Origin of the sequence: Streptomyces sp. NPDC088732 (assembly GCF_044751205.1) — a bacterium.
GTDB lineage: Bacteria > Actinomycetota > Actinomycetes > Streptomycetales > Streptomycetaceae > Actinacidiphila.
This window is the reverse complement of the sequence record NZ_JBIVLI010000018.1, coordinates 89,951-112,817: the sequence shown is the minus strand read 5'-3', so window position 1 is coordinate 112,817 and position 22,867 is coordinate 89,951. Positions and strand designations below refer to the sequence as shown.

20 protein-coding genes are annotated in these 22,867 nt (G+C 71.1%); 14 read left to right on the top strand and 6 right to left on the bottom strand.

What is annotated here, in order from left to right; all coding sequences use genetic code 11:
- Positions 1–20 precede the first annotated feature (20 nt).
- The 13 genes from nuoH to ACIP9H_RS28495 all read left to right on the top strand — a co-directional run bounded on the left by nuoH (position 21) and on the right by ACIP9H_RS28495 (position 15,957).
- Positions 21–1,319 (top strand): NADH-quinone oxidoreductase subunit NuoH, encoded by a 1,299-nt coding sequence (gene nuoH / locus ACIP9H_RS28555; protein ID WP_401596069.1) that lies wholly within the window; start codon positions 21–23, stop codon positions 1,317–1,319.
- Entirely contained in the window at positions 1,312–1,950 is a 639-nt protein-coding gene (nuoI, locus tag ACIP9H_RS28550; RefSeq protein WP_401595984.1) for an NADH-quinone oxidoreductase subunit NuoI, read from the top strand. The genes nuoH and nuoI overlap by 8 nt, the downstream gene beginning before the upstream one ends.
- Positions 1,947–2,753 (top strand): NADH-quinone oxidoreductase subunit J, encoded by an 807-nt coding sequence (locus tag ACIP9H_RS28545; protein ID WP_401595987.1) that lies wholly within the window; start codon positions 1,947–1,949, stop codon positions 2,751–2,753. The genes nuoI and ACIP9H_RS28545 overlap by 4 nt, the downstream gene beginning before the upstream one ends.
- Positions 2,750–3,049 carry an NADH-quinone oxidoreductase subunit NuoK gene (gene nuoK / locus ACIP9H_RS28540; protein ID WP_319658407.1) on the top strand — a complete coding sequence of 100 codons (300 nt, stop codon included), beginning with the start codon at positions 2,750–2,752 and terminating at the stop codon, positions 3,047–3,049. The genes ACIP9H_RS28545 and nuoK overlap by 4 nt, the downstream gene beginning before the upstream one ends.
- Before the next feature lie 12 nt (positions 3,050–3,061).
- Complete coding sequence (gene nuoL / locus ACIP9H_RS28535; protein WP_401595989.1) at positions 3,062–4,960, top strand: NADH-quinone oxidoreductase subunit L; 1,899 nt, start codon at positions 3,062–3,064, stop codon at positions 4,958–4,960.
- An 82-nt stretch (positions 4,961–5,042) separates the two neighbouring features.
- Positions 5,043–6,638, top strand: coding sequence for an NADH-quinone oxidoreductase subunit M (locus tag ACIP9H_RS28530; RefSeq protein ID WP_401595991.1), 1,596 nt, complete (start codon positions 5,043–5,045; stop codon positions 6,636–6,638).
- A complete protein-coding gene (nuoN, locus tag ACIP9H_RS28525) occupies positions 6,635–8,287 on the top strand; it encodes an NADH-quinone oxidoreductase subunit NuoN (protein ID WP_401595993.1) in 1,653 nt (550 codons plus the stop codon). The genes ACIP9H_RS28530 and nuoN overlap by 4 nt, the downstream gene beginning before the upstream one ends.
- A 425-nt stretch (positions 8,288–8,712) precedes the next feature.
- A complete protein-coding gene (locus tag ACIP9H_RS28520; RefSeq protein WP_401961509.1) occupies positions 8,713–9,843 on the top strand; it encodes an ATP-grasp domain-containing protein in 1,131 nt (376 codons plus the stop codon).
- Positions 9,840–11,048: an NAD(P)-binding domain-containing protein gene (locus tag ACIP9H_RS28515; RefSeq protein WP_401595997.1), complete on the top strand. Its 1,209-nt coding sequence runs from the start codon at positions 9,840–9,842 to the stop codon at positions 11,046–11,048. Before ACIP9H_RS28520 ends, ACIP9H_RS28515 begins: the two co-directional genes overlap by 4 nt.
- 502 nt (positions 11,049–11,550) lie before the next feature.
- The gene (locus tag ACIP9H_RS28510; protein WP_401596071.1) at positions 11,551–12,537 is read left to right on the top strand and encodes a polyprenyl synthetase family protein; all 987 of its coding nucleotides are present in this window, start codon (positions 11,551–11,553) and stop codon (positions 12,535–12,537) included.
- A 248-nt stretch (positions 12,538–12,785) separates the two neighbouring features.
- Positions 12,786–14,060, top strand: coding sequence for an outer membrane lipoprotein carrier protein LolA (locus tag ACIP9H_RS28505; RefSeq protein ID WP_401961506.1), 1,275 nt, complete (start codon positions 12,786–12,788; stop codon positions 14,058–14,060).
- A 72-nt stretch (positions 14,061–14,132) separates the two neighbouring features.
- Entirely contained in the window at positions 14,133–15,098 is a 966-nt protein-coding gene (locus tag ACIP9H_RS28500; RefSeq protein WP_401961503.1) for an ABC transporter ATP-binding protein, read from the top strand.
- Positions 15,085–15,957, top strand: a complete 873-nt coding sequence (locus ACIP9H_RS28495) for an ABC transporter permease (protein ID WP_401961501.1) — start codon at positions 15,085–15,087, stop codon at positions 15,955–15,957. The genes ACIP9H_RS28500 and ACIP9H_RS28495 overlap by 14 nt, the downstream gene beginning before the upstream one ends.
- A 21-nt stretch (positions 15,958–15,978) precedes the next feature.
- Here ACIP9H_RS28495 and ACIP9H_RS28490 read toward each other — a convergent pair whose 3' ends face one another.
- From ACIP9H_RS28490 to ACIP9H_RS28475, 4 genes are all read right to left on the bottom strand, one after another.
- Positions 15,979–16,560: a flavodoxin family protein gene (locus ACIP9H_RS28490; protein WP_401961578.1), complete on the bottom strand. Its 582-nt coding sequence runs from the start codon at positions 16,558–16,560 to the stop codon at positions 15,979–15,981.
- Positions 16,561–16,674: 114 nt separating this feature from the next.
- Complete coding sequence (locus ACIP9H_RS28485; protein WP_401596008.1) at positions 16,675–17,124, bottom strand: VOC family protein; 450 nt, start codon at positions 17,122–17,124, stop codon at positions 16,675–16,677.
- Positions 17,125–17,250: 126 nt separating this feature from the next.
- On the bottom strand, positions 17,251–18,195 hold the full coding sequence (gene rarD / locus ACIP9H_RS28480; RefSeq protein ID WP_401961498.1) for an EamA family transporter RarD: 945 nt from the start codon (positions 18,193–18,195) through the stop codon (positions 17,251–17,253).
- Positions 18,196–18,392: 197 nt separating this feature from the next.
- Complete coding sequence (locus tag ACIP9H_RS28475; RefSeq protein WP_401961495.1) at positions 18,393–19,250, bottom strand: SDR family oxidoreductase; 858 nt, start codon at positions 19,248–19,250, stop codon at positions 18,393–18,395.
- Positions 19,251–19,356: 106 nt separating this feature from the next.
- Between ACIP9H_RS28475 and ACIP9H_RS28470 the strand changes: the two genes are divergently transcribed.
- Entirely contained in the window at positions 19,357–19,749 is a 393-nt protein-coding gene (locus tag ACIP9H_RS28470; RefSeq protein ID WP_401596017.1) for a winged helix-turn-helix transcriptional regulator, read from the top strand.
- 40 nt (positions 19,750–19,789) lie between these two features.
- Here ACIP9H_RS28470 and ACIP9H_RS28465 read toward each other — a convergent pair whose 3' ends face one another.
- Together ACIP9H_RS28465 and ACIP9H_RS28460 are read right to left on the bottom strand one after the other, a co-directional pair.
- Positions 19,790–20,884: a 2-oxoacid:ferredoxin oxidoreductase subunit beta gene (locus ACIP9H_RS28465; protein ID WP_401961492.1), complete on the bottom strand. Its 1,095-nt coding sequence runs from the start codon at positions 20,882–20,884 to the stop codon at positions 19,790–19,792.
- Entirely contained in the window at positions 20,877–22,802 is a 1,926-nt protein-coding gene (locus ACIP9H_RS28460; protein WP_401961489.1) for a 2-oxoacid:acceptor oxidoreductase subunit alpha, read from the bottom strand. The genes ACIP9H_RS28465 and ACIP9H_RS28460 overlap by 8 nt, the downstream gene beginning before the upstream one ends.
- Positions 22,803–22,867: the final 65 nt, after the last annotated feature.

The window sequence follows — 22,867 nt, the reverse complement described above, 5'->3', positions numbered from 1 at the left end:
TGTCCGTCGAGGACCTGTCCATGTTCGGGCGGGACCCGTGGTGGCTGATCGCGATCAAGGCGGTCTTCTGCTTCGCGTTCCTGATGCTGACCGTGCTGTTCTCCATCGTGTGGGAGCGCAAGGTCGTCGCCTGGATGCAGCTGCGCATCGGCCCCAACCGGCACGGCCCCTGGGGCATGCTCCAGTCGCTCGCCGACGGCGTGAAGCTGATGCTCAAGGAAGACCTGATCGTCAAGAAGGCCGACGCGGTCGTCTACGTGCTGGCCCCGATCGTCGCGGCCATCCCGGCCTTCATGGCGATCGCGGTGATCCCCTTCGGGCCTGCCGACAACGAGGTCTCGATCTTCGGCACCCGCACGCCGATGCAGCTCACCGACCTGCCGATCGGCATCCTGTTCATCCTGGCCACCGCGTCCGTCGGCATCTACGGCATCGTGCTGGCCGGCTGGTCGTCCGGTTCGACGTACCCGCTGCTCGGAGGCCTGCGCTCCTGCGCGCAGATGATCTCGTACGAGATCGCGATGGGCGTCGCCTTCGCCTCGGTGTTCCTCTACTCCGGCTCGATGTCGACCTCGCAGATCGTCGCCCAGCAGCACGACCGCTGGTACATCGTGCTGCTGCCGGTCTCCTTCATCATCTACATCGGCACGATGATCGGCGAGACCAACCGGGCCCCCTTCGACATGCCCGAGTCCGAGGGCGACCTGGTCGGCGGCTTCAACACCGAGTACTCCTCGATCAAGTTCGCGCTCTTCATGCTCGCCGAGTACGTGAACATGGTGACCGTCTCGGCGGTCGCGACCACGCTCTTCCTGGGCGGCTGGCGGGCCCCGTGGCCGATCAGCACCTTCTGGGAGGGCGCCAACCACGGCTGGTGGCCGCTGCTGTGGTTCGTGGTCAAGGTCCAGTTGCTGCTCTTCCTCTTCATCTGGCTGCGCGGCACGCTGCCCCGCGTGCGCTACGACCAGCTGATGAAGCTGGGCTGGAAGGTGCTCATCCCGGTCTCCGTGGTGTGGCTGATGCTCGTCGCCACCGTCCGGGCACTGCGCAACGCGAACTACGACTTCCAGTCGATCGTGCTCTACGTCGGCGGAGCCGTCGTCCTGCTGCTCCTGGTCTCCCTCGCCTTCGACGTCCTGCGGGACCGCGGCGAGAAGGAGAAGGAGGCGGCCGCCGCGGCGGGGCCGCCCGAGCAGTTCGACCCCATGGCGAGCGGGTACCCCGTGCCGCCGCTGCCCGGCCAGGAGCTGCCGCCCGTCCCGCGGCGGCCGTCCCGTGCGGAGCGTCAACTCGTAGGCAAGGAGGCCGACGATGCCTGAGTTCCTGGGCCCGGTCGCGGGCTTCGGCGTGACCTTCAAGGCCATGTTCAAGAAGCGGCTGACCGAGCAGTACCCCGAGGAGAAGAAGCCGACCGCGCCGCGGTTCCACGGCCGCCACCAGCTCAACCGGCACCCGGACGGGCTGGAGAAGTGCGTCGGCTGCGAGCTGTGCGCATGGGCCTGTCCGGCCGACGCGATCTACGTGGAGGGCGCCGACAACACCGACGAGGAGCGCTACTCGCCGGGCGAGCGCTACGGCCGCGTCTACCAGATCAACTACGCCCGCTGCATCCTGTGCGGGCTGTGCATCGAGGCCTGCCCGACACGGGCGCTGACGATGACCAACGAGTACGAACTCGCCGACAGCAGCCGCGAGTCGCTGATCTTCACCAAGGAGCAGCTGCTCGCCGGCCTGGACGAGGGCATGGTCGAGGCACCGCACTCGATCTTCCCCGGCATGGACGAGGGCGACTACTACCGCGGCGCGGTCACGCACGCGGCCCCCGGCACCGTCCGGCAGGTCGCGGTCTCCAAGGGCGAGAAGCCCGACGAGACGGTCCAGGGCGAGCCGGCCGTGGACGTTCCCGCGACGGGCGGTACCACTCCCGCCGGAACCGGAGGCGAGGCATGAACGGGCTGAGCACGCTGACCACCGCGGCGGCGTACACCACCTCCACCGGGGAGGCGGTCCAGTTCTGGGTGCTGGGCACTGTCGCGGTGCTCGGCGCACTGGCGACCGTGCTGATGAAGAAGGCCGTGCACAGCGCACTGTCGCTCGCCGGGACGATGATCGTCCTGGCGGTCTTCTATCTGGCCCAGGGCGCCTACTTCCTCGGCGTCGTCCAGATCGTCGTCTACACCGGCGCGATCATGATGCTCTTCCTCTTCGTCGTCATGCTGGTCGGCATCACCGCCGCCGACTCGCTCAAGGAGACGCTGAAGGGGCAGCGCTGGCTCGCCGCCGCGGCCGGTATCGGCTTCGGCGTCCTGCTGATCGCGGGCATCGCGAGCGCCTCGCTCAAGCAGTTCACCGGGCTCGGCCAGGCCAACGCCGGCGGCAACGTCGAGGGACTGGCCTCGCTGATCTTCACCAAGTACGTGTGGGCCTTCGAGATCACCGGCGCGCTGCTGATCACCGCGGCCGTCGGCGCGATGGTCCTCACCCACCGCGAGCGCACCGAGGCCCGCGCCACCCAGCGCGAACTGGCCGAGCAGCGGGTGCGCGAGGGCAAGCAGCTCCCCCCGCTCCCCGCGCCGGGCGTCTACGCCCGCAACAACGCGGTCGACGTCCCCGGCCTGCTGCCGGACGGCACGGTCTCGGAGCTCAGCGTCAGCCCGACGCTGCGCGCCCGCGGCCAGTACCGCGACATCTCCGCCGAGGCGGTCGCCAAGGTCGCCGAGCTGGAGCAGCGCACTGAGGAGGCGTCGAAGTGAACCCGGTCAACTACCTGTACCTGGCGGCGCTGCTGTTCACCATCGGCGCGGCCGGGGTGCTGATCCGGCGCAACGCGATCATCGTCTTCATGTGCATCGAGCTGATGCTGAACGCCTCCAACCTGGCGTTTGTCACCTTCTCCCGTATGCACGGCAACCTCGACGGCCAGATCATCGCCTTCTTCACGATGGTCGTCGCCGCCGCGGAGGTGGTCGTGGGACTCGCGATCATCGTGACGATCTTCCGCTCCCGCCACTCGGCCTCGGTCGACGACGCCAGCCTGATGAAGCTCTAAGGGGTAGCGACAGTGGACTACTTGATCGGATGGCTCGTCCTCCTGCCGCTGCTGGGCGCCGGTGTGCTGCTCACCGCCGGCCGGAGGCTGGACCGTACGGGCCACTGGATCGGCACCGTGCTCGCGGCCGGCTCCTTCGCCGTCGCGGCGGTGCTCTTCTTCGACATGCTCGGCCGCAGCGGCGAGCAGCGCGCGCTGCACTCGACCGCCTTCACCTGGATCTCGGTCGGCGGCTTCCACGCCGACGTCGCCTTCCAGCTCGACCAGCTGTCGATGACCTTCGCGCTGCTGATCACGGGTGTGGGCACGCTGATCCACATCTACTCGATCGGCTACATGGAGCACGACGAGCGGCGCCGCCGCTTCTTCGGCTACCTCAACCTCTTCCTCGCGGCGATGCTCCTGCTGGTCCTCGCCGACAACTACCTGCTGCTGTACGTCGGCTGGGAGGGCGTGGGCCTGGCCTCGTACCTGCTGATCGGCTTCTGGCAGCACAAGCCCAGCGCGGCGACGGCGGCCAAGAAGGCGTTCATCGTCAACCGCGTCGGTGACGTCGGCCTGTCCATCGCGATCATGCTGATGTTCACCACCTTCGGCACCTTCTCCTTCGAGCCGCTCTTCGGCCAGGTGGACAAGGCGGGCCAGGGCATCCTCACCGGCATCGGCCTGATGCTGCTGCTCGCCGCCTGCGGCAAGTCGGCCCAGGTCCCGCTCCAGTCCTGGCTCGGCGACGCGATGGAGGGCCCGACCCCGGTCTCGGCCCTGATCCACGCGGCGACCATGGTGACCGCGGGCGTCTACCTGATCACCCGCTCCGGCGTGATCTTCGACGCCGCGCCCACCGCCCAGGTGGCCGTGGTCACGGTCGGCGCGGTCACGCTGCTCTTCGGTGCGATCGTCGGTTGCGCGAAGGACGACATCAAGAAGGCGCTGGCCGGCTCGACGATGTCGCAGATCGGCTACATGGTGCTGGCCGCGGGCCTCGGCCCGATCGGCTACGTCTTCGCGATCATGCACCTGGTCACCCACGGCTTCTTCAAGGCGGGGCTCTTCCTCGGCGCCGGATCGGTCATGCACGGCATGAACGACGAGGTGGACATGCGCAAGTACGGCGCCCTGCGGAAGTACATGCCGATCACCTTCGTCACCTTCGGCCTCGGCTACCTCGCCATCATCGGCTTCCCGGGACTGTCCGGCTTCTTCTCCAAGGACAAGATCATCGAGGCCGCCTTCGCCAAGGGCGGCACCGAGGGCTGGATCCTCGGCGGCGCGGCCCTGCTGGGCGCGGCGATCACCGCGTTCTACATGACCCGCGTGATGCTGATGACCTTCTTCGGCGAGAAGCGCTGGCAGCCCGACGCGGACGGCCACGAGCCGCACCCGCACGAGTCGCCGAAGTCGATGACCATCCCCATGATCGTCCTGGCCTTCGGCTCGGTCTTCGCCGGCGGGCTGTTCAGCTGGAACGAGTCCTTCGTGAAGTGGCTGGAACCCGTCACCGGTCACGAGGAGGGCCACCCGCCGATCGGCGCGGGCGCGGTCACCGGCGCCACGATGGCGGTCATGGTGCTCGGCGTCGCCCTCGCCTGGGCCGTGTACGGGCGCCGCCCGGTCCCGGCCGTCGCCCCGCGCGGCAACCTGCTCACCCGCGCCGCCCGGCGCGACCTGCTCCAGGACGACTTCAACCATGTCGCCCTGGTCCTGCCCGGCGAGTACCTCACCCGCGGCCTGGTCTACGTCGACCACAAGGGTGTGGACGGCGTCGTGAACGGCACGGCGGCCGCCGTCGGCGGCCTCTCCGGCCGGATGCGCCGTCTCCAGAACGGCTATGTGCGCAGCTACGCCGTGTCGATGCTGGCCGGCACCGCGGTGCTGGTGGCGGCGACGCTGCTGATGCGGGGGGTGGCGTGATGCGGCTCCACCGGCCCGGCACGGCAGCCGTACCCGTCCTCCCGGCCGCCCAGCGGCTCCCGCTCATGAGGGGTGTTGTCTGATGTCCTTCCCCCTGCTCACCGTGACCGCCGGGCTCCCGGCGCTCGGGGCGATCGCCACGGCCGCCGTCCCGGCGGCCCGGCGAGGGGCCGCGAAGTGGCTCGCGCTGGGCGTGTCCCTGGCCACGTTCGTGCTCGCCGCGCTCGTTGTCGCCCGGTTCGAGCCGGGCGGCGCGCGCTACCAGCTGACCGAGTCGCACCCCTGGATCGCCAGCTTCGGCGTCCGCTACGAACTGGGCGTCGACGGCATCGCGGTCGCGCTCATCGGGCTCACCGCGCTGCTCATCCCGTTCGTCATCGCGGCCGGCTGGCACGACGCCGACCCGCTGGAGGAGAAGAACCCCAACCGCCGCTGGCGGCCGACGCAGGGCTTCTTCGCGCTGATCCTGCTGGTCGAGGCGATGGTGATCATCTCCTTCGAGGCCACCGACGTCTTCCTCTTCTACATCTTCTTCGAGGCCATGCTCATCCCGATGTACTTCCTCATCGGCGGCTTCGGGGACCGTGCCCACGAGCACGGCGAGGAGGAGGCGGCCCGCCAGCGCTCGTACGCGGCCGTGAAGTTCCTGCTCTACAACCTGGTCGGCGGACTCATCATGCTCGCCGCCGTCATCGGGCTGTACGCGGTCACCGCCGACCAGCTCGGCCAGGGCACCTTCTCCCTCCAGGAGATCCTCAACGCGCGGGCGGCGGGCAAGCTGGACATGTCGGCGACCGCCGAACGCGCCCTGTTCCTCGGCTTCTTCTTCGCCTTCGCCGTCAAGGCCCCGCTGTGGCCGCTGCACACCTGGCTGCCCAACGCGATGGGGGAGTCCACGGCGCCGGTCGCCGTGCTCATCACCGCGGTCGTCGACAAGGTCGGCACCTTCGCGATGCTCCGCTTCTGCCTCCAGCTCTTCCCGGAGGCCAGCAGGTGGGCGACGCCGGTGATCCTGGTGCTGGCGGTGATCAGCATCATCTACGGTGCCCTGCTCGCCATCGGCCAGCGGGACATCAAGCGGCTGGTCGCCTACGCGTCGATCTCGCACTTCGGCTTCATCGTCCTCGGCATCTTCGCGATGACCACCCAGGGCCAGAGCGGGTCGACGCTCTACATGGTCAACCACGGCATCTCCACCGCCGCGCTGATGCTGGTCGCGGGCTTCCTCATCTCGCGCCGCGGCTCCCGGCTCATCTCCGCCTACGGCGGGGTGCAGAAGGTGGCCCCGGTCCTGGCCGGCACCTTCCTGATCGGCGGTCTGGCCACCCTCTCGCTGCCGGGGCTCGCGCCCTTCGTCAGCGAATTCCTCGTCCTGGTGGGCACGTTCAGCCGCTACCCGGCGCTCGGCATCATCGCCACCGTCGGCATCGTGCTGGCCGCGCTGTACGTCCTGGTGCTCTACCAGCGCACGATGACCGGCCCGGTGAAGGCCGAGGTCGAGGGCATGCCCGACCTCAAGGTCCGCGAGATCGCCGTCGTGGCCCCGCTGATCCTGCTGCTGGTCTTCCTGGGCGTCTACCCCAAGCCGGTGACCGACATCGTCAACCCGGCGGTCCAGCAGACGCTGTCCGACGTGCACAAGACCGACCCCAAGCCGGCGCTGGAGGCCTCCAAGTGAGCAGCACAGTTGCTGTCCACAGCCTGTGGACAACGGCGGCCCCGCTCGCCGCCGACAAGATCACCGCGCCGAAGATCGAGTACGCCCAGCTGGCGCCGGTGCTGATCGTCTTCGGCGCCGCCGTGCTCGGCATCGTCGTCGAGGCCTTCCTGCCCCGCCGGGCGCGCTACACCGCCCAGGTCGGGCTCGCCGTCATCGGCATGGCCGCCGCCTTCGCCGCGGTCGTGGCCCTCGCGGCGGGCGGCTACGCGACCACGAAGGCGCACATCGCCGCCATGGGCGCCGTCGCCGTCGACGGTCCCGCGCTCTTCCTCCAGGGCACCATCCTGCTCGTGGGCCTGGTCGGGGTGTTCACCTTCGCCGAGCGCCGCCTCGACCCCAAGGCGCACGGCCGGCACGTGGACTCCTTCGCCGCGCAGGGCTCCGCCGTACCCGGCAGCGACCAGGAGAAGGACGCCGTCCGGGCGGGCTTCACCACCACCGAGGTCTTCCCGCTGCTGCTGTTCGCCGTCGGCGGCATGCTGGTCTTCCCGGCCGCCAACGACCTGCTGACGCTCTTCGTGGCGCTGGAGGTCTTCTCCCTGCCGCTGTACCTGCTCTGCGCCCTGGCGCGGCGCCGGCGCCTGATGTCGCAGGAGGCCGCGGTCAAGTACTTCCTGCTGGGCGCCTTCTCCTCCGCCTTCCTGCTGTTCGGCATCGCCCTGCTGTACGGCTACGCGGGCACCGTCTCGTACTCCGGCATCGCCTCGGTCGTGGACGGCACTGCCAAGCTCACCCCGGCGCTCGCCGGCTCCTCCGGCAACGACGCGCTGCTGCTGATCGGCTCCGCGCTCGTCGGCATGGGCCTGCTGTTCAAGGTCGGTGCCGTGCCCTTCCACATGTGGACGCCGGACGTCTACGAGGGCGCCCCGACCCCGGTCACCGGCTTCATGGCCGCGGCCACCAAGGTCGCCGCCTTCGGCGCGCTCCTGCGGCTGCTGTACGTCGTCCTGCCCGAACTGCGCTGGGACTGGCGGCCGGTGCTGTGGGGCGTCGCGATCCTCACGATGCTGGTCGGCGCGATCGTGGCCGTCACCCAGACGGACGTGAAGCGCCTGCTGGCGTACTCCTCCATCGCCCACGCCGGCTTCATCCTCGCCGGCGTCATCTCCACCTCGCAGGAGGGCGTCTCGTCGGTGCTCTTCTACCTGGCGGCCTATTCGTTCGTCACGCTGGGCGCCTTCGCGGTCGTCACGCTGGTGCGCGACGCGGGCGGCGAGGCCACGCACCTGTCGCGCTGGGCGGGCCTGGGGCGGCGCTCCCCGCTGGTCGCCGCGGTCTTCGCGGTCTTCCTGCTGGCCTTCGCGGGCATCCCGCTGACCTCGGGATTCGCGGGGAAGTTCGCGGTCTTCAAGGCCGCCGCGCAGGGCGGCGCGGTGCCGCTGGTGATCGTGGGTGTCCTGTCGTCGGCGATCGCGGCCTTCTTCTACATCCGCGTGATCGTGCTGATGTTCTTCAGCGAGCCCAAGGCGGACGGCCCCTCGGTCGCGGTGCCCTCGCCGCTCACGTCGACCGCGATCGCCATCGGCGTCGCCGTCACGGTGGTCCTGGGTGTGGCACCCCAGTACTTCCTGGATCTGGCCAACCAGGCGGGCACCTTCATCCGCTGACCCCCGTACGGTCCCGTACCGTCCCGAAGCGCCCCGGAGCCCGGCAGGCTCCGGGGCGCTTCGGCGTCCGCGGGGCCCCGGGCACCGCCGGGAGCACGGCAGGCCTCCGCGCGCCCCTCCGGGCCGGTCCGCGCGGCACCCCTGTGACCTGCGGCGGAGCGGCGCCGAGCGGACCGCCGGGCGTTGCCTAAAGAGTTCGCAATGTCCGGAAAAGTCTTGCCGACGCGGTCAATTCGGGCTTAGCTTCCTTTCAGGTCACGGTCGGGGTGGGCCGATGAAACCGTGATCATTGGGGGGATTACGTGGTGAGGTCCGCGTTCGCGATCGATCCTGCCGTGCCCGGATTGATCGTGAAAATCGGCAACTATCCGCTGCATCACGGCGGGGTGGGAGCGATCCGGAGTCTGGGGAGGCTCGGCGTCCCCATGTACGCCATCACCGAGGACCGGCGGACTCCTGCCGCCGCCTCGCGGTACCTGCGCGACCGGTTCGTCTGGCCGACCACCGGACTGGAGCCGGCGGAACGGCTGGTGGAGGGGTTACGCCGCATCGGCCGCCGGATCGGGCGCCCGACGGTGCTGTTACCGACCGACGAGGAGGCGGCCGTGCTCATCGCCGAGCACGCCGACGAACTCGCCGAGTTCTTCCTGTTCCCGCGCACCGAGGACCCGCGGCTGTCGCGCCGGCTGGCGAGCAAGCAGGGGCTGCACGAACTCTGCGTCCAGTACGGCGTGCCGTCGCCGCAGGCGTCCTTCCCGGACTCCTACGAGGACGTGGAGAAGTTCGCGGCCACCGCGCGCTTCCCCGTCGTCGCCAAGAACCGGGAGGCCTTCGTACGGCGGCGAGCACCCGCCGTACCCGGCACGACCCGGATCGAGGGCCCGCGGCAGCTGCTGGAACTGGCCCGCGGCTGGGGGCCGAAGCCCGGCGTCATCCTCCAGGAGTACCTGCCGCGCGAGGAGGCCGAGGACTGGATCGTGCACGCGTACTTCGGCGCGGGCGAACCGGTGCTGTTCACCGGGGTCAAGGTCCGTTCCTGGCCACCGCACGCGGGGATGACCGCCTGCGCCTATGTCGTCGCCAACCCCGAACTCGCCGCGCTGGCGGCCCAGTTCTGCAAGAGCGTCGGCTTCCAGGGGATCGCCGACCTGGACTGGCGCTACGACCGCCGCGACGGCCGCTACAAACTGCTCGACTTCAACCCGCGCATGGGCGCCCAGTTCCGGCTCTTCGAGTCCGCGGTCGGGATCGATGTCGTCCGGGCCCAGCACCTGGACCTCACCGGCCGCGAGATCCCGCGCGCCGGCCAGCTGGAGGGCCGCCGCTTCGTCGTGGAGAACATCGACCTGCCCGCGCTGCTCGCCTACCGGCGCAGCGGCTACACCACACCCCACGCACCCGCCCGCGCCAGCGGCACGGAGCTGGCATGGCTGGCCTCCGACGACCTCAAGCCCTTCGTCACCATGCTCGCCCGCTTCGTCCGCCCGGGCGCGCGGCACCTGATCCAGATGTACCGGTCACGACGTCGAACCGCGCTGCGAAAGGACCCCTCATGACGACGCCCGTAGCCGTGATCGGAGCCGGGCCGTACGGCCTGTCCATCGCCTCCCACCTGCGTGAACGCGGTGTGCCCGTACGCACCTTCGGTGATCCGATGGTCAGCTGGCGGGAGAACATGCCGGCCGGCATGGTCCTCAAGTCCACGCCGCCCGCCTCCAACATCTCCACCGGCCGCAAGGGGTTCACCCTGGCCGACTTCGGCCGGGAGATGGGGGAGCGGCCGCTGGTCACCGACTGGGACCTGATTCCCTCCGAGACCTTCGTCCGGTACGGGCAGTGGTTCCAGCAGCAGCTGGTCCCGGACCTGGAGCAGGTGCGCGTGGTCTCCGTCGACCGGCGGCCCGGCGGCGGCTTCGACCTCAAGCTGGACTCCGGGGAGCAGTTCCAGGCGCGGGCCGTCGTCGTCGCCAGCGGTCTGCTCGGCTTCGCCCACACCCCCGACCTGCTGCGCGGCCTGGCGCCGGACGGGCCCTCGGCCACCGGGCCGGTCTCGCACAGCTCCCAGCACACCGACCTCGCCCGGTTCGCCGGACGTGAGGTGACCGTCGTCGGCGCCGGCCAGTCCGCGCTGGAGAGCGCGGCCCTGCTGGCGGAGGCGGGTGCGACCGTGCGCCTGCTGGCCCGCGGACGGCGCGCGGTCGGCTTCGGCGACCCGCCGGACCGCCAGCCGCGGCTGCGGCCCGAGTCGCCCTTCGGGCGGGCCTGGTCGCTGTACGCCTTCTCGTACCACGCCCAGTACTTCCGCCCGCTGCCCGCGTCGCTGCGGCTGTACCTGGTGCGGCGCGTACTGGGGCCGCTCGGGGCGTGGTGGCTGCGCGAGCGCTTCGAGGGGAAGGTCGCGGTCAGCGAGGGGCACGCGCTGCGCAGCGCCCGCCTGGACGGCGAGGGCAAGGTCGTGCTGTCCACCGCGGCGCCCGGCGGACGCGCCGCCGAGTTCGCGGCCGACCACGTCATCGCCGCCACCGGCTACCGCGTGGACCTGGACGCCCTCGACTTCCTCGCCCCTGAGCTGCGTGCCGCGCTGGCCCGCACGGGCGGGTCCCCGCGGCTGGGCGCCGACTTCGGCTCCTCGGTGCCGGGGCTCTACTTCACGGGGCTGCCCGCGGCGGCCACCTTCGGGCCGGTGCTGCGCTTCGTGTGCGGCACGGAGTGGGCATCACCGCGACTGGCCCGGGCGGTGACGGCGGCGCACGGGCGCTGATCGGCGTTCTCCGCGCGGCGGGCCGGGTCAGGACTCCTGACCCGGCCCGCCGTCGTTCCGGGTGCGGCCGCCCCCGCGTACGTGCCTGCCAGGGCGCACCAGGACGCCCGCTGCCGCCCTCCGGTCATCCGGGTGGCCCAGTGTGCCCGCCCGTCCGGCGTCGGGCCTCCCCGCGGCTCCGGGGCGCACCGGTGACCACGCATGCGCAGCGCCGTGCCGGGGAAGGCGGGAGAGCGGTGGCAGATGCCGCCGGGAGGCGCCGGCCGGCGTTCCGAGGCCGGGACCGGGCACCGGCGAGGGCCGCCCTCCGGGGCCGGGCGACCCGAACAGCCGGGCAAAACCGGCTGTAGTGGCCCGAGGGGGCCATGCCCCCGCAGTGATCGAGAGGGGACCGGTTACGCTGCCGGTGTAGTGCTGCGCCACGCCACACGCCGCAGAAGTGATCTCAGCGACAGGAGAATCCCAGGTGACGACCGTCGTCGGGCCCTTCGGGCTGAGCGTTATGGACGAGGTACTCGAGGCCGATGTCCGGGCCGGGCTGTCGGCCGTGGAGGAAGGCATCCTCGAGGCGACGAAGAGCGATGTGCCCTTCATCACAGAGGCGGCGCGGCATTTGGTGCATGCCGGCGGAAAGCGGTTCCGGCCGCTGCTGGCGATGCTGGCCGCGCAGTTCGGTGACCCGCACGCGCCCAAGATCGTGCCGGCGGCCGTGGTGGTCGAGCTGACCCACCTGGCGACGCTCTACCACGACGACGTGATGGACGAGGCCGCGGTGCGGCGCGGCGTGCCGAGCGCCAACGCCCGCTGGGACAACTCGGTTGCCGTACTCACCGGCGACTTCCTCTTCTCCAAGGCCTCCCACATACTGGCCGACCTCGGGCCGGAGGCCGTACGCATCCAGGCCGAGGCCTTCGAGCGGCTGGTCACCGGGCAGATTCTGGAGACCGTCGGCCCGCGCGACGGGCGGGACCCCATCGAGCACTACCTGGAAGTCATCGCCGGCAAGACCAGCTCCCTGATCGCCGTCTCCTGCCGCTTCGGCGCGATGATGTCGGGCGCCGGCGAGGCGGTCGTCGACATCCTCACCCAGTACGGGGAGCGGGTCGGTACCGCCTTCCAGCTCGCCGACGACGTCCTGGACATCGCCAGCGACTCGCACGAGTCCGGCAAGACCCCGGGCACGGACCTGCGCGAAGGTGTGGCGACCCTGCCGGTGCTGCACCTGCGTGCGGCCGTGGCCAACGCCGGCGGCTACGCGCCGTCCGACGACCGCCGGCTGTGCGAACTGCTCGACGGGGACCTCACGGACGACCTCCGGCACGCCGAGGCGCTCGCCCTGATGCGGGCCCACCCCGCACTGCAGCAGGCCCGGCGGGACACCGTCCGGTACGCGGACGAGGCGCGGGCGCTGCTGGCCCCGCTGCCGGACTGCGCCGCCAAGCAGGCCCTGGAGGGGCTCTGCGACGCGGTGGTGCACCGCGCGGGCTGACCGGCGCCCGTCCCTCCCCGTCCGGACGCGAGGTCCGCGCACCGCGCCCTGAGCCGCCCTCAGGGGCCTCCTCCCAGAGGTGTACGCCGAGTTGATCCCGCCGGGTGATGTGCCCGGCCGGCCGGATTGATGGGATGGGAAGCACCCACCACACGGCGGATCGGGTGACAATGGCCCAATAGGTGGACGAGTGCGACCGAGTGCGACGCTGACGACAACCCGCCGTTGACAACGGAGGTAGGGACGTAATGGCACCGACTCAGCCCATGGACGACGACCGGGACCGCCGGCGCCGGACCAAGGCGATACGTTACGCGGTTCCGGTCCTGGCGGCCGGTGCCGCCGCGGCCACCATAGGGCTCGTACCGGCGCTGGCCAGCGCGGGCAGCCCGGAGCTGCCGAAGATCACCGCCGAGGAGCTGATCGCCAAGATCGCGGCCTCGGACACCCAAACGGTCTCCGGCTCCGTCCGGATCACCACCGATTTCGGGCTCCCGTCCTTCCTGTCCGGATCCGGCGGCCCCTCCGGCCTCTTCGGCGGCGGTGGCGGTGGACGGGACGAGAGCCGCGGTGGGGACTCTTCTTCCTCCGCCGCACCCGAGGAGCAGCTGACGCAGCTCCTCGCCGGCTCCCACACGCTGCACATCGCGGCCGACGGTCCCGCCCGGCAGAAGGTCTCCATCGTGGAGGACGCCGCCGAGTACAGCCTCATCCACAACGGTGACGAGGTCTGGGCCTACGACAGCGCCACCAACTCCGCCTACCACCTGACCGATGTGCCGCAGGAGTCCGGCGCCGCCAAGGACAAGGGCGAGCACAAGCTGCCCGAGGGCTGGCCCACGAGCCCGCAGCAGGCGGCCAAGCAACTCCTCGACGCGGTGGACGGCACCACCACCGTGTCGGTGGACGGCACGGCGCGTGTCGCGGGCCGCAGCGCCTACCAGCTCGTGGTCACGCCCAAGGCCAAGGACTCGACGGTCGGCTCCGTCCGGATCGCCGTCGACTCCGCGACCGGCGTGCCCCTGAAGTTCACGCTGGCCCCCCACGGCGGCGGCAAGGCCATCGTCGATGTCGCCTTCACCAAGGTGGACTTCGCCAAGCCCTCGGCCGCCACCTTTGAGTTCACGCCGCCCAAGGGCGCCAAGGTGACGACGGAGAAGGCGGGCAAGCACGCCGCGGACGGCGCGCACGGCACCCACCCGGCGCCCGGTGAGCTCCCCGGACTCGACGGGCTCGACGGGCTCGACGGCATCGGCGTGCTCGGCAAGGGCTGGGACTCGATCGCCGAGCTCCAGCTGCCGAAGGACGCCCTGAACCAGGGCCCCGGCAAGGCCGAGGGCCAGGACCTCGGGGGCCCGTCGCTGCTCGGCTCCTTCGGCAAGGACGTCAAGGGCGACTTCGGCACCGGCACGGTCGTCGGCACCCGCCTGGTCAACGCCCTGATCACCGACAGCGGCAAGGTCTACGTGGGCACCGTGAACCAGGACGCCCTGATCAGGGCCGCCAACGCCGGGGCCCGGTAGGGCTCTTGCGGCCGACGGGCCGACGGGCCGACGCGACGGGGCACGAGCAGGTCAGCGAGAAAGGGAGCGCCGATGGGGGAGCCGTCCGCCGACGCCCGTGAGGAAGCGATCTCCACGAGCGGCCTCACCAAGCGGTACCGCGGCGGGCAACTCGCCGTCGACGGACTCGACCTGACCGTTCCGCGGGGCAGTGTGTTCGGCTTCCTGGGGCCCAACGGCTCCGGGAAGACGACCACCATCCGCATGCTGATGGGTCTCATCGAGCCGACCTCCGGCACGGCGCGGGTCCTGGGCGAGCCCATGCCCCGCGCCGTGCGCGGCGTGCTGCCCCGGGTCGGCGCGCTGATCGAGGGCCCCGCCCTGTACGGCTTCCTGTCCGGCCGGGACAACCTGCTGCGCTTTGACTCCGCCGACCCGACCGCCGACCCGCGCACCCGCAAGGCCCGGGTCGGCGAGGCGCTCGAACGCGTCGGGCTGTCCGCGGCGGCGGGCAAGAAGGCACGCGCGTACTCGCTCGGCATGAAGCAGCGGCTCGGACTGGCCTCGGCCCTGCTGCGGCCGCGCGAGCTGCTGGTGCTGGACGAACCGACCAACGGCCTGGACCCGCAGGGCATGCGGGAGATCAGGGCGCTGGTCCGCGAACTGGCGGCGGACGGCACCACGGTCTTCCTCTCCTCCCATCTCCTCGACGAGATCGAACAGGTCTGCACGCACGCCGCTGTGATGTCCCGCGGCCGGCTGCTCACCCAGGGCCCGGTCGAGGCACTGTCCTCCGGCGGCCGGCTGGCGGTCAGCACGCCCGACCCCGCCGACGCCGTACGCGTCCTGAAGGAGCAGGGCGTGACCGGCCTGGCCGCCGACGGCGAACGGGTCACCGGCGACCTGCCGGCCGACCCGGCCGTGCTGCCGGATCTCGCCGACCTCAACGCGGCACTCGTCGGGGCCGGCGTACGGGTACGCGGCTTCGGCGTCGAACGCGCCTCACTGGAGGACGCGTTCGTCGCCCTGACCGGAGAGGGATTCGATGTCGCAGGCTGACACCGCCACCGGGACCGCGGGGCGGCCGCTGTGGTCGCTCGGGCTGCTCCGCAACGAGCTGGTCACCGTGCTGCGCCGCTGGCGCACCCTCGCGCTGCTGGCGGTCCTCGCCGGGGTACCGGTCCTGATCGGCATCGCGGTGAAGATCGAGACCGGCGACGGCGGCAGCGCGGGCAGCGGAGGCGGCGGCCCCGCCTTCATCGCGCTGATCACCAACAACGGCCTGTTCCTGGTCTTCACCTCACTCGCGGCGACACTGCCCTTCTTCCTCCCGATGGCGATCGGGGTCGTCGCGGGCGACGCCATCGCCGGCGAGGCCAATGCGGGCACCCTGCGCTACCTGCTGGTCGCCCCGGCCGGGCGCACCCGGCTCCTGTTGTCCAAATACGCCTCCGTTCTCGCCTTCTGCCTGCTGGCGACCCTTGTCGTGGCGGCCTCGGCGCTGATCACCGGCGCGCTGCTGTTCCCCCTCGGCGATGTGACGCTGCTGTCCGGCACCAGCATCTCCTTCTCCGAGGGCCTGCTGCGCGCGCTGCTGGTCGCCCTCGCCGTAGCCGCCTCGCTCACGGGGATCGCGGCCCTCGGCCTGTTCATCTCCACGCTCACCAGCAGCGGCATCGCCGCCATGGCGACCACCGTCGGTCTGCTGATCACCGTGCAGATCGTGGATACGATCCCCCAGCTGCACACGATCCAGCCCTACCTCTTCCCGCACTACTGGCTGAGCTTCGCCGACCTCGTCCGCGACCCGGTCTACTGGGACGACCTCCGCCGCAACTTCGAGCTCCAGGCCCTGTACGTCGCGGTGTTCGGCTCCGCGGCCTGGGCCCGTTTCGCCGCCCGCGACGTCACCGCCTGACACGGCGGACGGCCCGGGGCGTCACGCGAAGAAGGATTTCGCCCGGCTCAGCGCCGCGGCGTCCCGCAGCACGTCCCCCGGTCGCGTCCCGTTGCCGAGCAGCGCTCCGCCCCAGCGCATCCCCGCGTACGCGGCGGTGTGGCGCAGCGTGCCCACCAGGGGCGCCGCCGTCGCCGGGTCCTGACCGCCGTGCACGGTCACCGACCACAGGGTCTTGCCGCGCATCCGCTCCAGGAAGTCCAGGCCCGGTACGCGCATCCAGCCAGACCAGTGGTCGAGATAGAGCTTGAGGCTGGTCGAGACGGTGTACCAGTGCAGCGGTGACACGATCACCAGGTCCGTCGCGCGCAAGGTGGCGTCGAGCAGTTCCGCGGCGTGCCCGGTCGGCGGCGGGTAGCTCCCGTCCCCGTCGTGCCGGTGGTCCTCGAAGAGCGGGAGCGGCAGATCCCTCAGGTGCATCCACCGCCGGTCCACCGAGGCAGGCAGTTGTTCGGCGGCCCGCCGCGCCAGCGTCTCGGTGTTCCCCTCGGCGCGAGTGCTGCCCACCAGGAACAGGAACGTGCGCTCTGTCTCCGACAACCCGCCATCTCCTTGCGCGTGCATAAATTGCGTACGCATGGAGACTTTTCCATTGCGGCCGTCCCGTCGTCAAGGCGGGCTGCTCACGCCGTCCGTCCGCCCGGGACCGCGCCGGCCGCCCGGCCGCTCGGTCGCCCGTTACGCGACGTCGAACTCGTTGCCCTCCGGGTCGGCCATCGTGACCCACTCCCCGGAGGGCTCCTTTATCCGCCGCAGCACGGTCGCTCCCAGCCCCTCCAGCCGCACGACCTCCGCGTCCCTGCGGTCCGGCCCGGGGTGCAGGTCGAGGTGCAGCCGGTTCTTCGCCGTCTTGGCCTCGGGCACGCGCTGGAAGAGGATGCGCCGCCCCCGGCCCGTGCCGCTCTCCTCCTCGTACGGGTCCTCGGGGTGGCGCACCGCCGCGAGATCGCGCCAGGCCTTCCGGCCGCCGGTCTCGGCCAGGAGCTCCGGCGTCACCGCGCCGATCCCCAGCAGCCGCTCGATCAGCGCGCTGTGGTCCTCGTTCTCGTACTCGAGCGCCGCCGCCCAGAAAGCGGCCTGCCCGTGCGGGTCCGCCGCGTCGATCACGAGCTTCCAGTGCACCGCCATGATTCGCTCCCCTGTTCGATGTGGAACCAGTTGTATGGGTTCCCCGCCGGGGCGCGCAATGGGACCGGACCCTCATTCACCCGAAGGTGTTGTGCACCGCTACCGGCGATGCGGCGGCGGTGCGGCTCAGCTCGCGACCGCCCCGCGCGGCGCGGCCTCGTCGGCCGGTACGGCAGTGTCGCGCAGCGCGATCCGCCCCCGGCGGGCGTTGCGCAGCGCGTCCCAGGTAAGCAGGGCGAGGGCCAGCCACACGAGGGCGAAGCCCGCCCAGCGCTCGGGCGGCATCTCCTCGTGGAACCAGAGCAGGCCGAGCAGGAACTGGAAGACCGGAGCGAGGTACTGCAGGAGGCCGATCATGCTCAGCGGGATGCGGATCGCGGACGCGCCGAAGAGGATCAGCGGCACGGCGGTCACGATCCCGCAGAGCGCCAGCAGGGAGGCGTGGCCCGCCCCGTGCGAGCCGAAGGTGGCCTCGCCCCGGTTGCCCAGCCAGAGGAGGAAGCCCATCGCGGGCAGGAACTGCATGGCGGTCTCGGCGGCCAGCGACTCCAGGCCGCCCATGCCGACCTTCTTCTTCACGAAGCCGTACGTGGCGAAGGAGCAGGCCAGCGTCAGCGCGATCCACGGCAGCCGGCCGTAGCCGATGGCCAGGACCAGCACGGCCGCGGCGCCGATGCCCACCGCGGCCCACTGCGCCGGCCGCAGCCGCTCGTGCAGCACCACGACGCCGAGCCCGATGGTGACCAGGGGGTTGATGAAGTAGCCGAGCGAGGTCTCGACGACGTGGCCGCTGTTGACGCCCCAGATGTACAGGCCCCAGTTGACGGAGATGACCGCCGCCGCCAGGGCGAGCAGGGCGAGTTTGCGCGGTTGGCGCAGCAGTTCGGGTATCCAGGCCCAGTGGCGTGTCGCGAGCAGGATCAGCGAGACGACGGCCAGCGACCAGACCATGCGGTGGGCGAGGATCTCGCCCGCGCCCGCGGGCTCCAGGAGCGGCCAGTAGAGCGGGAAGAGTCCCCACAGGCCGTAGGCGGCGAATCCGTACAGCAGTCCCGCGCGCTGTTCACTCACTCGATTCCTCCCCTGGGCGCCGTCCGACTGTTGCGAAGGTAGCGCGGGGGGACTTCATTCGTCATCTGCGTATCGCATGACGGTCATGACAGGCAGCTGCCTGCCCGTACCGGTGCCGGTGGTGCCGGTGGTGCCGACGGGGCGTGGGCCCCGCGGCCGGAGGGGAAGCCGCCGCGGGGCCCGCCGGAACCGCCGGTTCAGCCCTTGAGCGCCTCCGCGACGGTGTCCGCCAGCGGCGTGGTCGGGCGGCCGATCAGCCGGCTCAGGTCGCCGCTGCCGCCCTCCAGCAGGCCGAGGGCGATGCCGTGCGCGTCGCAGTCGGCGTAGATCGCGGCGACGGGGGCGGGCAGGCCGGCGCCGACGAGGACCTCCGCGAACGCCGCCTCCGGCAGGTCGGTGTAGGCGACCGTCCGGCCGGACTGCCGGGACAGCTCGGCCGCGTACTCCGCGAGCGTCCAGGCCTGGTCGCCGCTGAGCTCGTAGGCCTTGTTCCCGTGGCCCTCGCCGGTCAGGACGGCGGCCGCCGCGGCGGCGAAGTCGCGGCGGGGCGCGGTGCCCAGCCGGCCCTCGCCCGCGCTGCCGAAGACGCCGTGCTCCAGCTGGACGGGGATCTGGGCCGTGTAGTTCTCGGTGTACCAGCCGTTGCGCAGCAGGGTGTACGTCAGCCCGGAGTCGAGCAGCACCCGCTCGGTGGCCTTGTGCTCGTCGCCGAGCGTGAAGTCGGCGGCCGGGCCGCCCAGGATGCCGGTGTAGACCAGGCGTGCGACGCCCGCCTCCTTGGCGGCGTCGATCACGGCGGTGTGCTGCGCGACCCGCTGCCCGACCTCGCTGCCGGAGATCAGCAGGACGACGTCGCCCTCCTGGAAGGCGCCCTTGAGGGTGGCGGGGGCGCTGTAGTCGGCGACCCGCAGCTCCACGCCGCGCGCGGCGATGTCCGAGGCCTTCTCCGCGTCGCGCACGACGGCGACGACCCGGTCGGCCGGGACCTCGGCCAGCAGCTCGTCGATGACGAGACGGCCCAGATGTCCGGTGGCTCCGGTGACGACGATGCTCATGAGGGGTTCACTCCAGTCGGGCGGGTTCATTGCGTGCGAATGCGAAGCTCACCCTAGGTGGGGTACTAACTCGGCGAAAGTACCCACTTCTGGGTAAGGTAGTGGCATGGACGTAAGGGAAGAGCTCGCAGCCGTAGTGGGGACGCCGGACGTGAATGCCCGCACCTGCCCCTCGCGCGTGATCCTGGAGCACGTCACCAGCAGGTGGGGCGTCCTCGTGCTGGCCGCGCTGATCGACGGCACCCGGCGCTTCAGCGAGCTGCGGCGCACGGTCGGGGGCGTCAGCGAGAAGATGCTCGCGCAGACCCTTCAGACCCTGGAGCGCGACGGCTTCGTGCACCGCGAGGCGTACCCGGTGATCCCGCCGCGCGTCGAGTACACGCTCACCCCGCTCGGCCAGGAGGCCGCCGAACAGGTGTGGGGGCTGGCCCGGTGGGCGGAGAGCCGCACCGAGCAGGTCGCGGTGGCCCGCGAGGCATACGACGGGGCCCGGGCCTGATCGACAGGCCCGGGCCCCGGAGTGGAGCGGGGACGGCGTGTCAGCCGACGACCGTCCAGGTGTCGCCGCCGGCCAGCAGCGAGGACAGGTCGCCCTTGCCCCGCTGCTCGACGGACCGCTCCAGTTGCTCCGACATCAGGTCGTCGTAGACCGGCCTGACGACGCTGCGGAGCACGCCGATCGGCGTGTGGTGCAGTGTGTCGGGGTCCGCGAGCCGGGACAGGGCGAAGGCGGTGGTGGGCGAGGCCGCGTGCGCGTCGTGCACCAGGAGGTCGCCCTCATTGGCCTCGGTCGCCTCGACCACCTTCAGGTCCCCGGTGGCCCGGTCGCGCACGACGCCCTTGGCGCCCCCGGCGCCGAAGCGCACCGGCTGCCCGTGCTCCAGCCGGATCACCGCCTCCTCGGCCGTGGCGCGGTCCTTGAGCGCCTCGAAGGCGCCGTCGTTGAAGATGTTGCAGTTCTGGTAGATCTCCACGATCGCGGTGCCCGGGTGCGCCGCCGCCTCGCGCAGCACGCCCGTGAGGTGCTTGCGGTCCGAGTCGATGGTGCGGGCGACGAAGGAGGCCTCCGCGCCGAGCGCCAGCGACACCGGGTTGAAGGGCGCGTCCAGCGAGCCCATCGGCGTCGACTTGGTGATCTTCCCGAGCTCGGACGTCGGGCTGTACTGCCCCTTGGTGAGGCCGTAGATCCGGTTGTTGAAGAGCAGGATCTTCAGGTTCACATTGCGCCGCAGCGCGTGGATCAGGTGGTTGCCGCCGATCGACAGCCCGTCGCCGTCACCGGTGACGACCCACACCGACAGGTCGCGCCGCGAGGCGGCGAGCCCGGTCGCGATGGCCGGGGCACGGCCGTGGATGGAGTGCATCCCGTAGGTGTTCATGTAGTACGGGAAGCGGGAGGAGCAGCCGATCCCGGAGACGAAGACGATGTTCTCCCTGGCCAGGCCCAGTTCGGGCATGAAGCCCTGTACGGCGGCGAGGATCGCGTAGTCGCCGCACCCGGGGCACCAGCGCACTTCCTGGTCCGACTTGAAGTCCTTCATGGACTGCTTGGTGTCGGACTTGGGCACCAGCGACAGCGCTGACTGCGCCGGCGCCCCCGGTCCCGGATGGTCGACGGCTGGAGCCTCAGACATCTGCGCTCTCCTCCTGGATGGCGGCAGCGAGCTGCTCGGCCTTGAACGGCAGGCCGGTGACCTGGGTGTGGGAGCGGGCGTCGACCAGGTACTTCGCCCGCAGCAGGTGGGCGAGCTGGCCGAGGTTCATCTCCGGCACCACCACCTTGTCGTAACGCTTCAGAACCTCTCCGAGATTCCCCGGGAAGGGGTTCAGATGGCGCAGATGGGCCTGGGCCACCGCGCCCCCTGCGCCCCTGATGCGCCGTACGGCCGCCGTGATCGGCCCGTAGGTCGAGCCCCAGCCGACGACCAGGGTGCGCGCGGCGCCACCGTGGTCGTCCACGGTCACGTCCGGCACCTTGATGCCGTCGATCTTGGCCTGTCGGGTGCGCACCATGTGGTCGTGGTTGGCCGGGTCGTACGAGATGTGGCCCGTGCCGTCCTGCTTCTCGATGCCGCCGATCCGGTGCTCCAGCCCCGGTGTGCCCGGCACCGCCCAGGGGCGGGCCAGGGTTTCCGGGTCGCGCTGGTAGGGCCAGAACTCCTCGGTGCCGTCCTCGGCCACATGGTTGGGGGTGGTGGCGAACTGCACCCGCAGATCCGGCAGTTCGTCCAGCTCGGGCACGCGCCACGGCTCGGAGCCGTTGGCCAGGTAGCCGTCGGAGAGCAGCAGCACCGGCGTCCGGTAGGTGAGCGCGATCCTGGCCGCCTCCATGGCGGCGTCGAAGCAGTCGCCGGGAGTGCTGGGCGCCACGATGGGCACCGGGGCCTCGCCGTTGCGGCCGTACATCGCCTGCAGCAGGTCGGCCTGCTCGGTCTTGGTCGGCAGGCCCGTCGAGGGACCCCCGCGCTGGATGTCGATCACCAGCAGCGGCAGTTCCAGCGACACCGCGAGGCCGATCGTCTCCGACTTCAGGGCCACGCCGGGGCCGGACGTCGTGGTGACGGCCAGCGAGCCGCCGAAGGCCGCGCCGAGCGCCGCGCCGATGCCGGCGATCTCGTCCTCGGCCTGGAAGGTGCGCACGCCGAAGTTCTTGTGCTTGCTCAGCTCGTGCAGGATGTCCGAGGCCGGGGTGATCGGGTACGAGCCCAGGAACAGCGGCAGGTCCGCCTGGCGGCTCGCGGCGACCAGGCCGTAGGACAGCGCCAGGTTCCCGGAGATGTTGCGGTAGGTGCCCGCCGGGAAGGCCTGCTGCGCCGGGGCCACCTCGTAGCTGACGGCGAAGTCCTCGGTGGTCTCGCCGAAGTTCCAGCCCGCGCGGAAGGCGGTCACGTTCGCCTCCGCGAGCTCGGGCTTCTTCGCGAACTTCTTGCGCAGGAAGTCCTCGGTGCCCTCGGTGGGCCGGTGGTACATCCAGGAGAGCAGCCCGAGCGCGAACATGTTCTTGCTGCGCTCGGCCTCCTTGCGGCTGAGCGGGAAGTCCTTGAGCGCCTCCACCGTGAGGGTGGTCAGCGGCACCGGGTGGACCGCGTAGGCCGACAGCGAGTCGTCCTCCAGGGGGGAGGCGGCGTAGCCGACCTTCGTCATCGCACGGGTGGTGAATTCGTCGGTGTTGACGATGATCTCGGCACCGCGCGGCAGATCGCCGATGTTCGCCTTCAGCGCCGCCGGGTTCATCGCGACCAGGACGTCGGGGGCGTCACCCGGGGTGAGGATGTCGTGGTCGGCGAAGTGCAGCTGGAAACTCGAGACGCCCGGCAGGGTGCCTGCCGGCGCCCGGATCTCGGCGGGGAAGTTCGGCAGCGTCGACAGATCGTTGCCGAACGACGCCGTTTCCGAGGTGAACCGATCTCCCGTGAGCTGCATGCCGTCGCCGGAGTCCCCCGCGAAACGGATGACGACCCGGTCGAGTTTCCTGGTCTCCTTGGCCGGTTTCCGCTGCTCGCCCAGAACGGGCTGATCGGTGCCTGACGCGCTGCTGACCTGGCTGGTCACTGAATCGGACCTCCTTCGAGGCGGCGGCACACGGCCGGGGCCGCGACCTTTTGTCCCACGGGGCC

Coding starts and splice junctions, on each gene's coding strand:
- ACIP9H_RS28495 (WP_401961501.1), top strand. CDS start 15,085: ATGTCGCAGGCTGACACCGCCACCGGGACCGCGGGGCGGCCGCTGTGG.
- nuoH (WP_401596069.1), top strand. CDS start 21: ATGTTCGGGCGGGACCCGTGGTGGCTGATCGCGATCAAGGCGGTCTTC.
- ACIP9H_RS28515 (WP_401595997.1), top strand. CDS start 9,840: ATGACGACGCCCGTAGCCGTGATCGGAGCCGGGCCGTACGGCCTGTCC.
- ACIP9H_RS28530 (WP_401595991.1), top strand. CDS start 5,043: ATGTCCTTCCCCCTGCTCACCGTGACCGCCGGGCTCCCGGCGCTCGGG.
- ACIP9H_RS28485 (WP_401596008.1), bottom strand. CDS start 17,124: ATGGCGGTGCACTGGAAGCTCGTGATCGACGCGGCGGACCCGCACGGG.
- nuoI (WP_401595984.1), top strand. CDS start 1,312: ATGCCTGAGTTCCTGGGCCCGGTCGCGGGCTTCGGCGTGACCTTCAAG.
- ACIP9H_RS28490 (WP_401961578.1), bottom strand. CDS start 16,560: ATGCACGCGCAAGGAGATGGCGGGTTGTCGGAGACAGAGCGCACGTTC.
- ACIP9H_RS28470 (WP_401596017.1), top strand. CDS start 19,357: ATGGACGTAAGGGAAGAGCTCGCAGCCGTAGTGGGGACGCCGGACGTG.
- ACIP9H_RS28545 (WP_401595987.1), top strand. CDS start 1,947: ATGAACGGGCTGAGCACGCTGACCACCGCGGCGGCGTACACCACCTCC.
- ACIP9H_RS28505 (WP_401961506.1), top strand. CDS start 12,786: ATGGCACCGACTCAGCCCATGGACGACGACCGGGACCGCCGGCGCCGG.
- ACIP9H_RS28465 (WP_401961492.1), bottom strand. CDS start 20,884: ATGTCTGAGGCTCCAGCCGTCGACCATCCGGGACCGGGGGCGCCGGCG.
- ACIP9H_RS28510 (WP_401596071.1), top strand. CDS start 11,551: ATGGACGAGGTACTCGAGGCCGATGTCCGGGCCGGGCTGTCGGCCGTG.
- ACIP9H_RS28500 (WP_401961503.1), top strand. CDS start 14,133: ATGGGGGAGCCGTCCGCCGACGCCCGTGAGGAAGCGATCTCCACGAGC.
- ACIP9H_RS28475 (WP_401961495.1), bottom strand. CDS start 19,250: ATGAGCATCGTCGTCACCGGAGCCACCGGACATCTGGGCCGTCTCGTC.
- ACIP9H_RS28520 (WP_401961509.1), top strand. CDS start 8,713: ATGTACGCCATCACCGAGGACCGGCGGACTCCTGCCGCCGCCTCGCGG.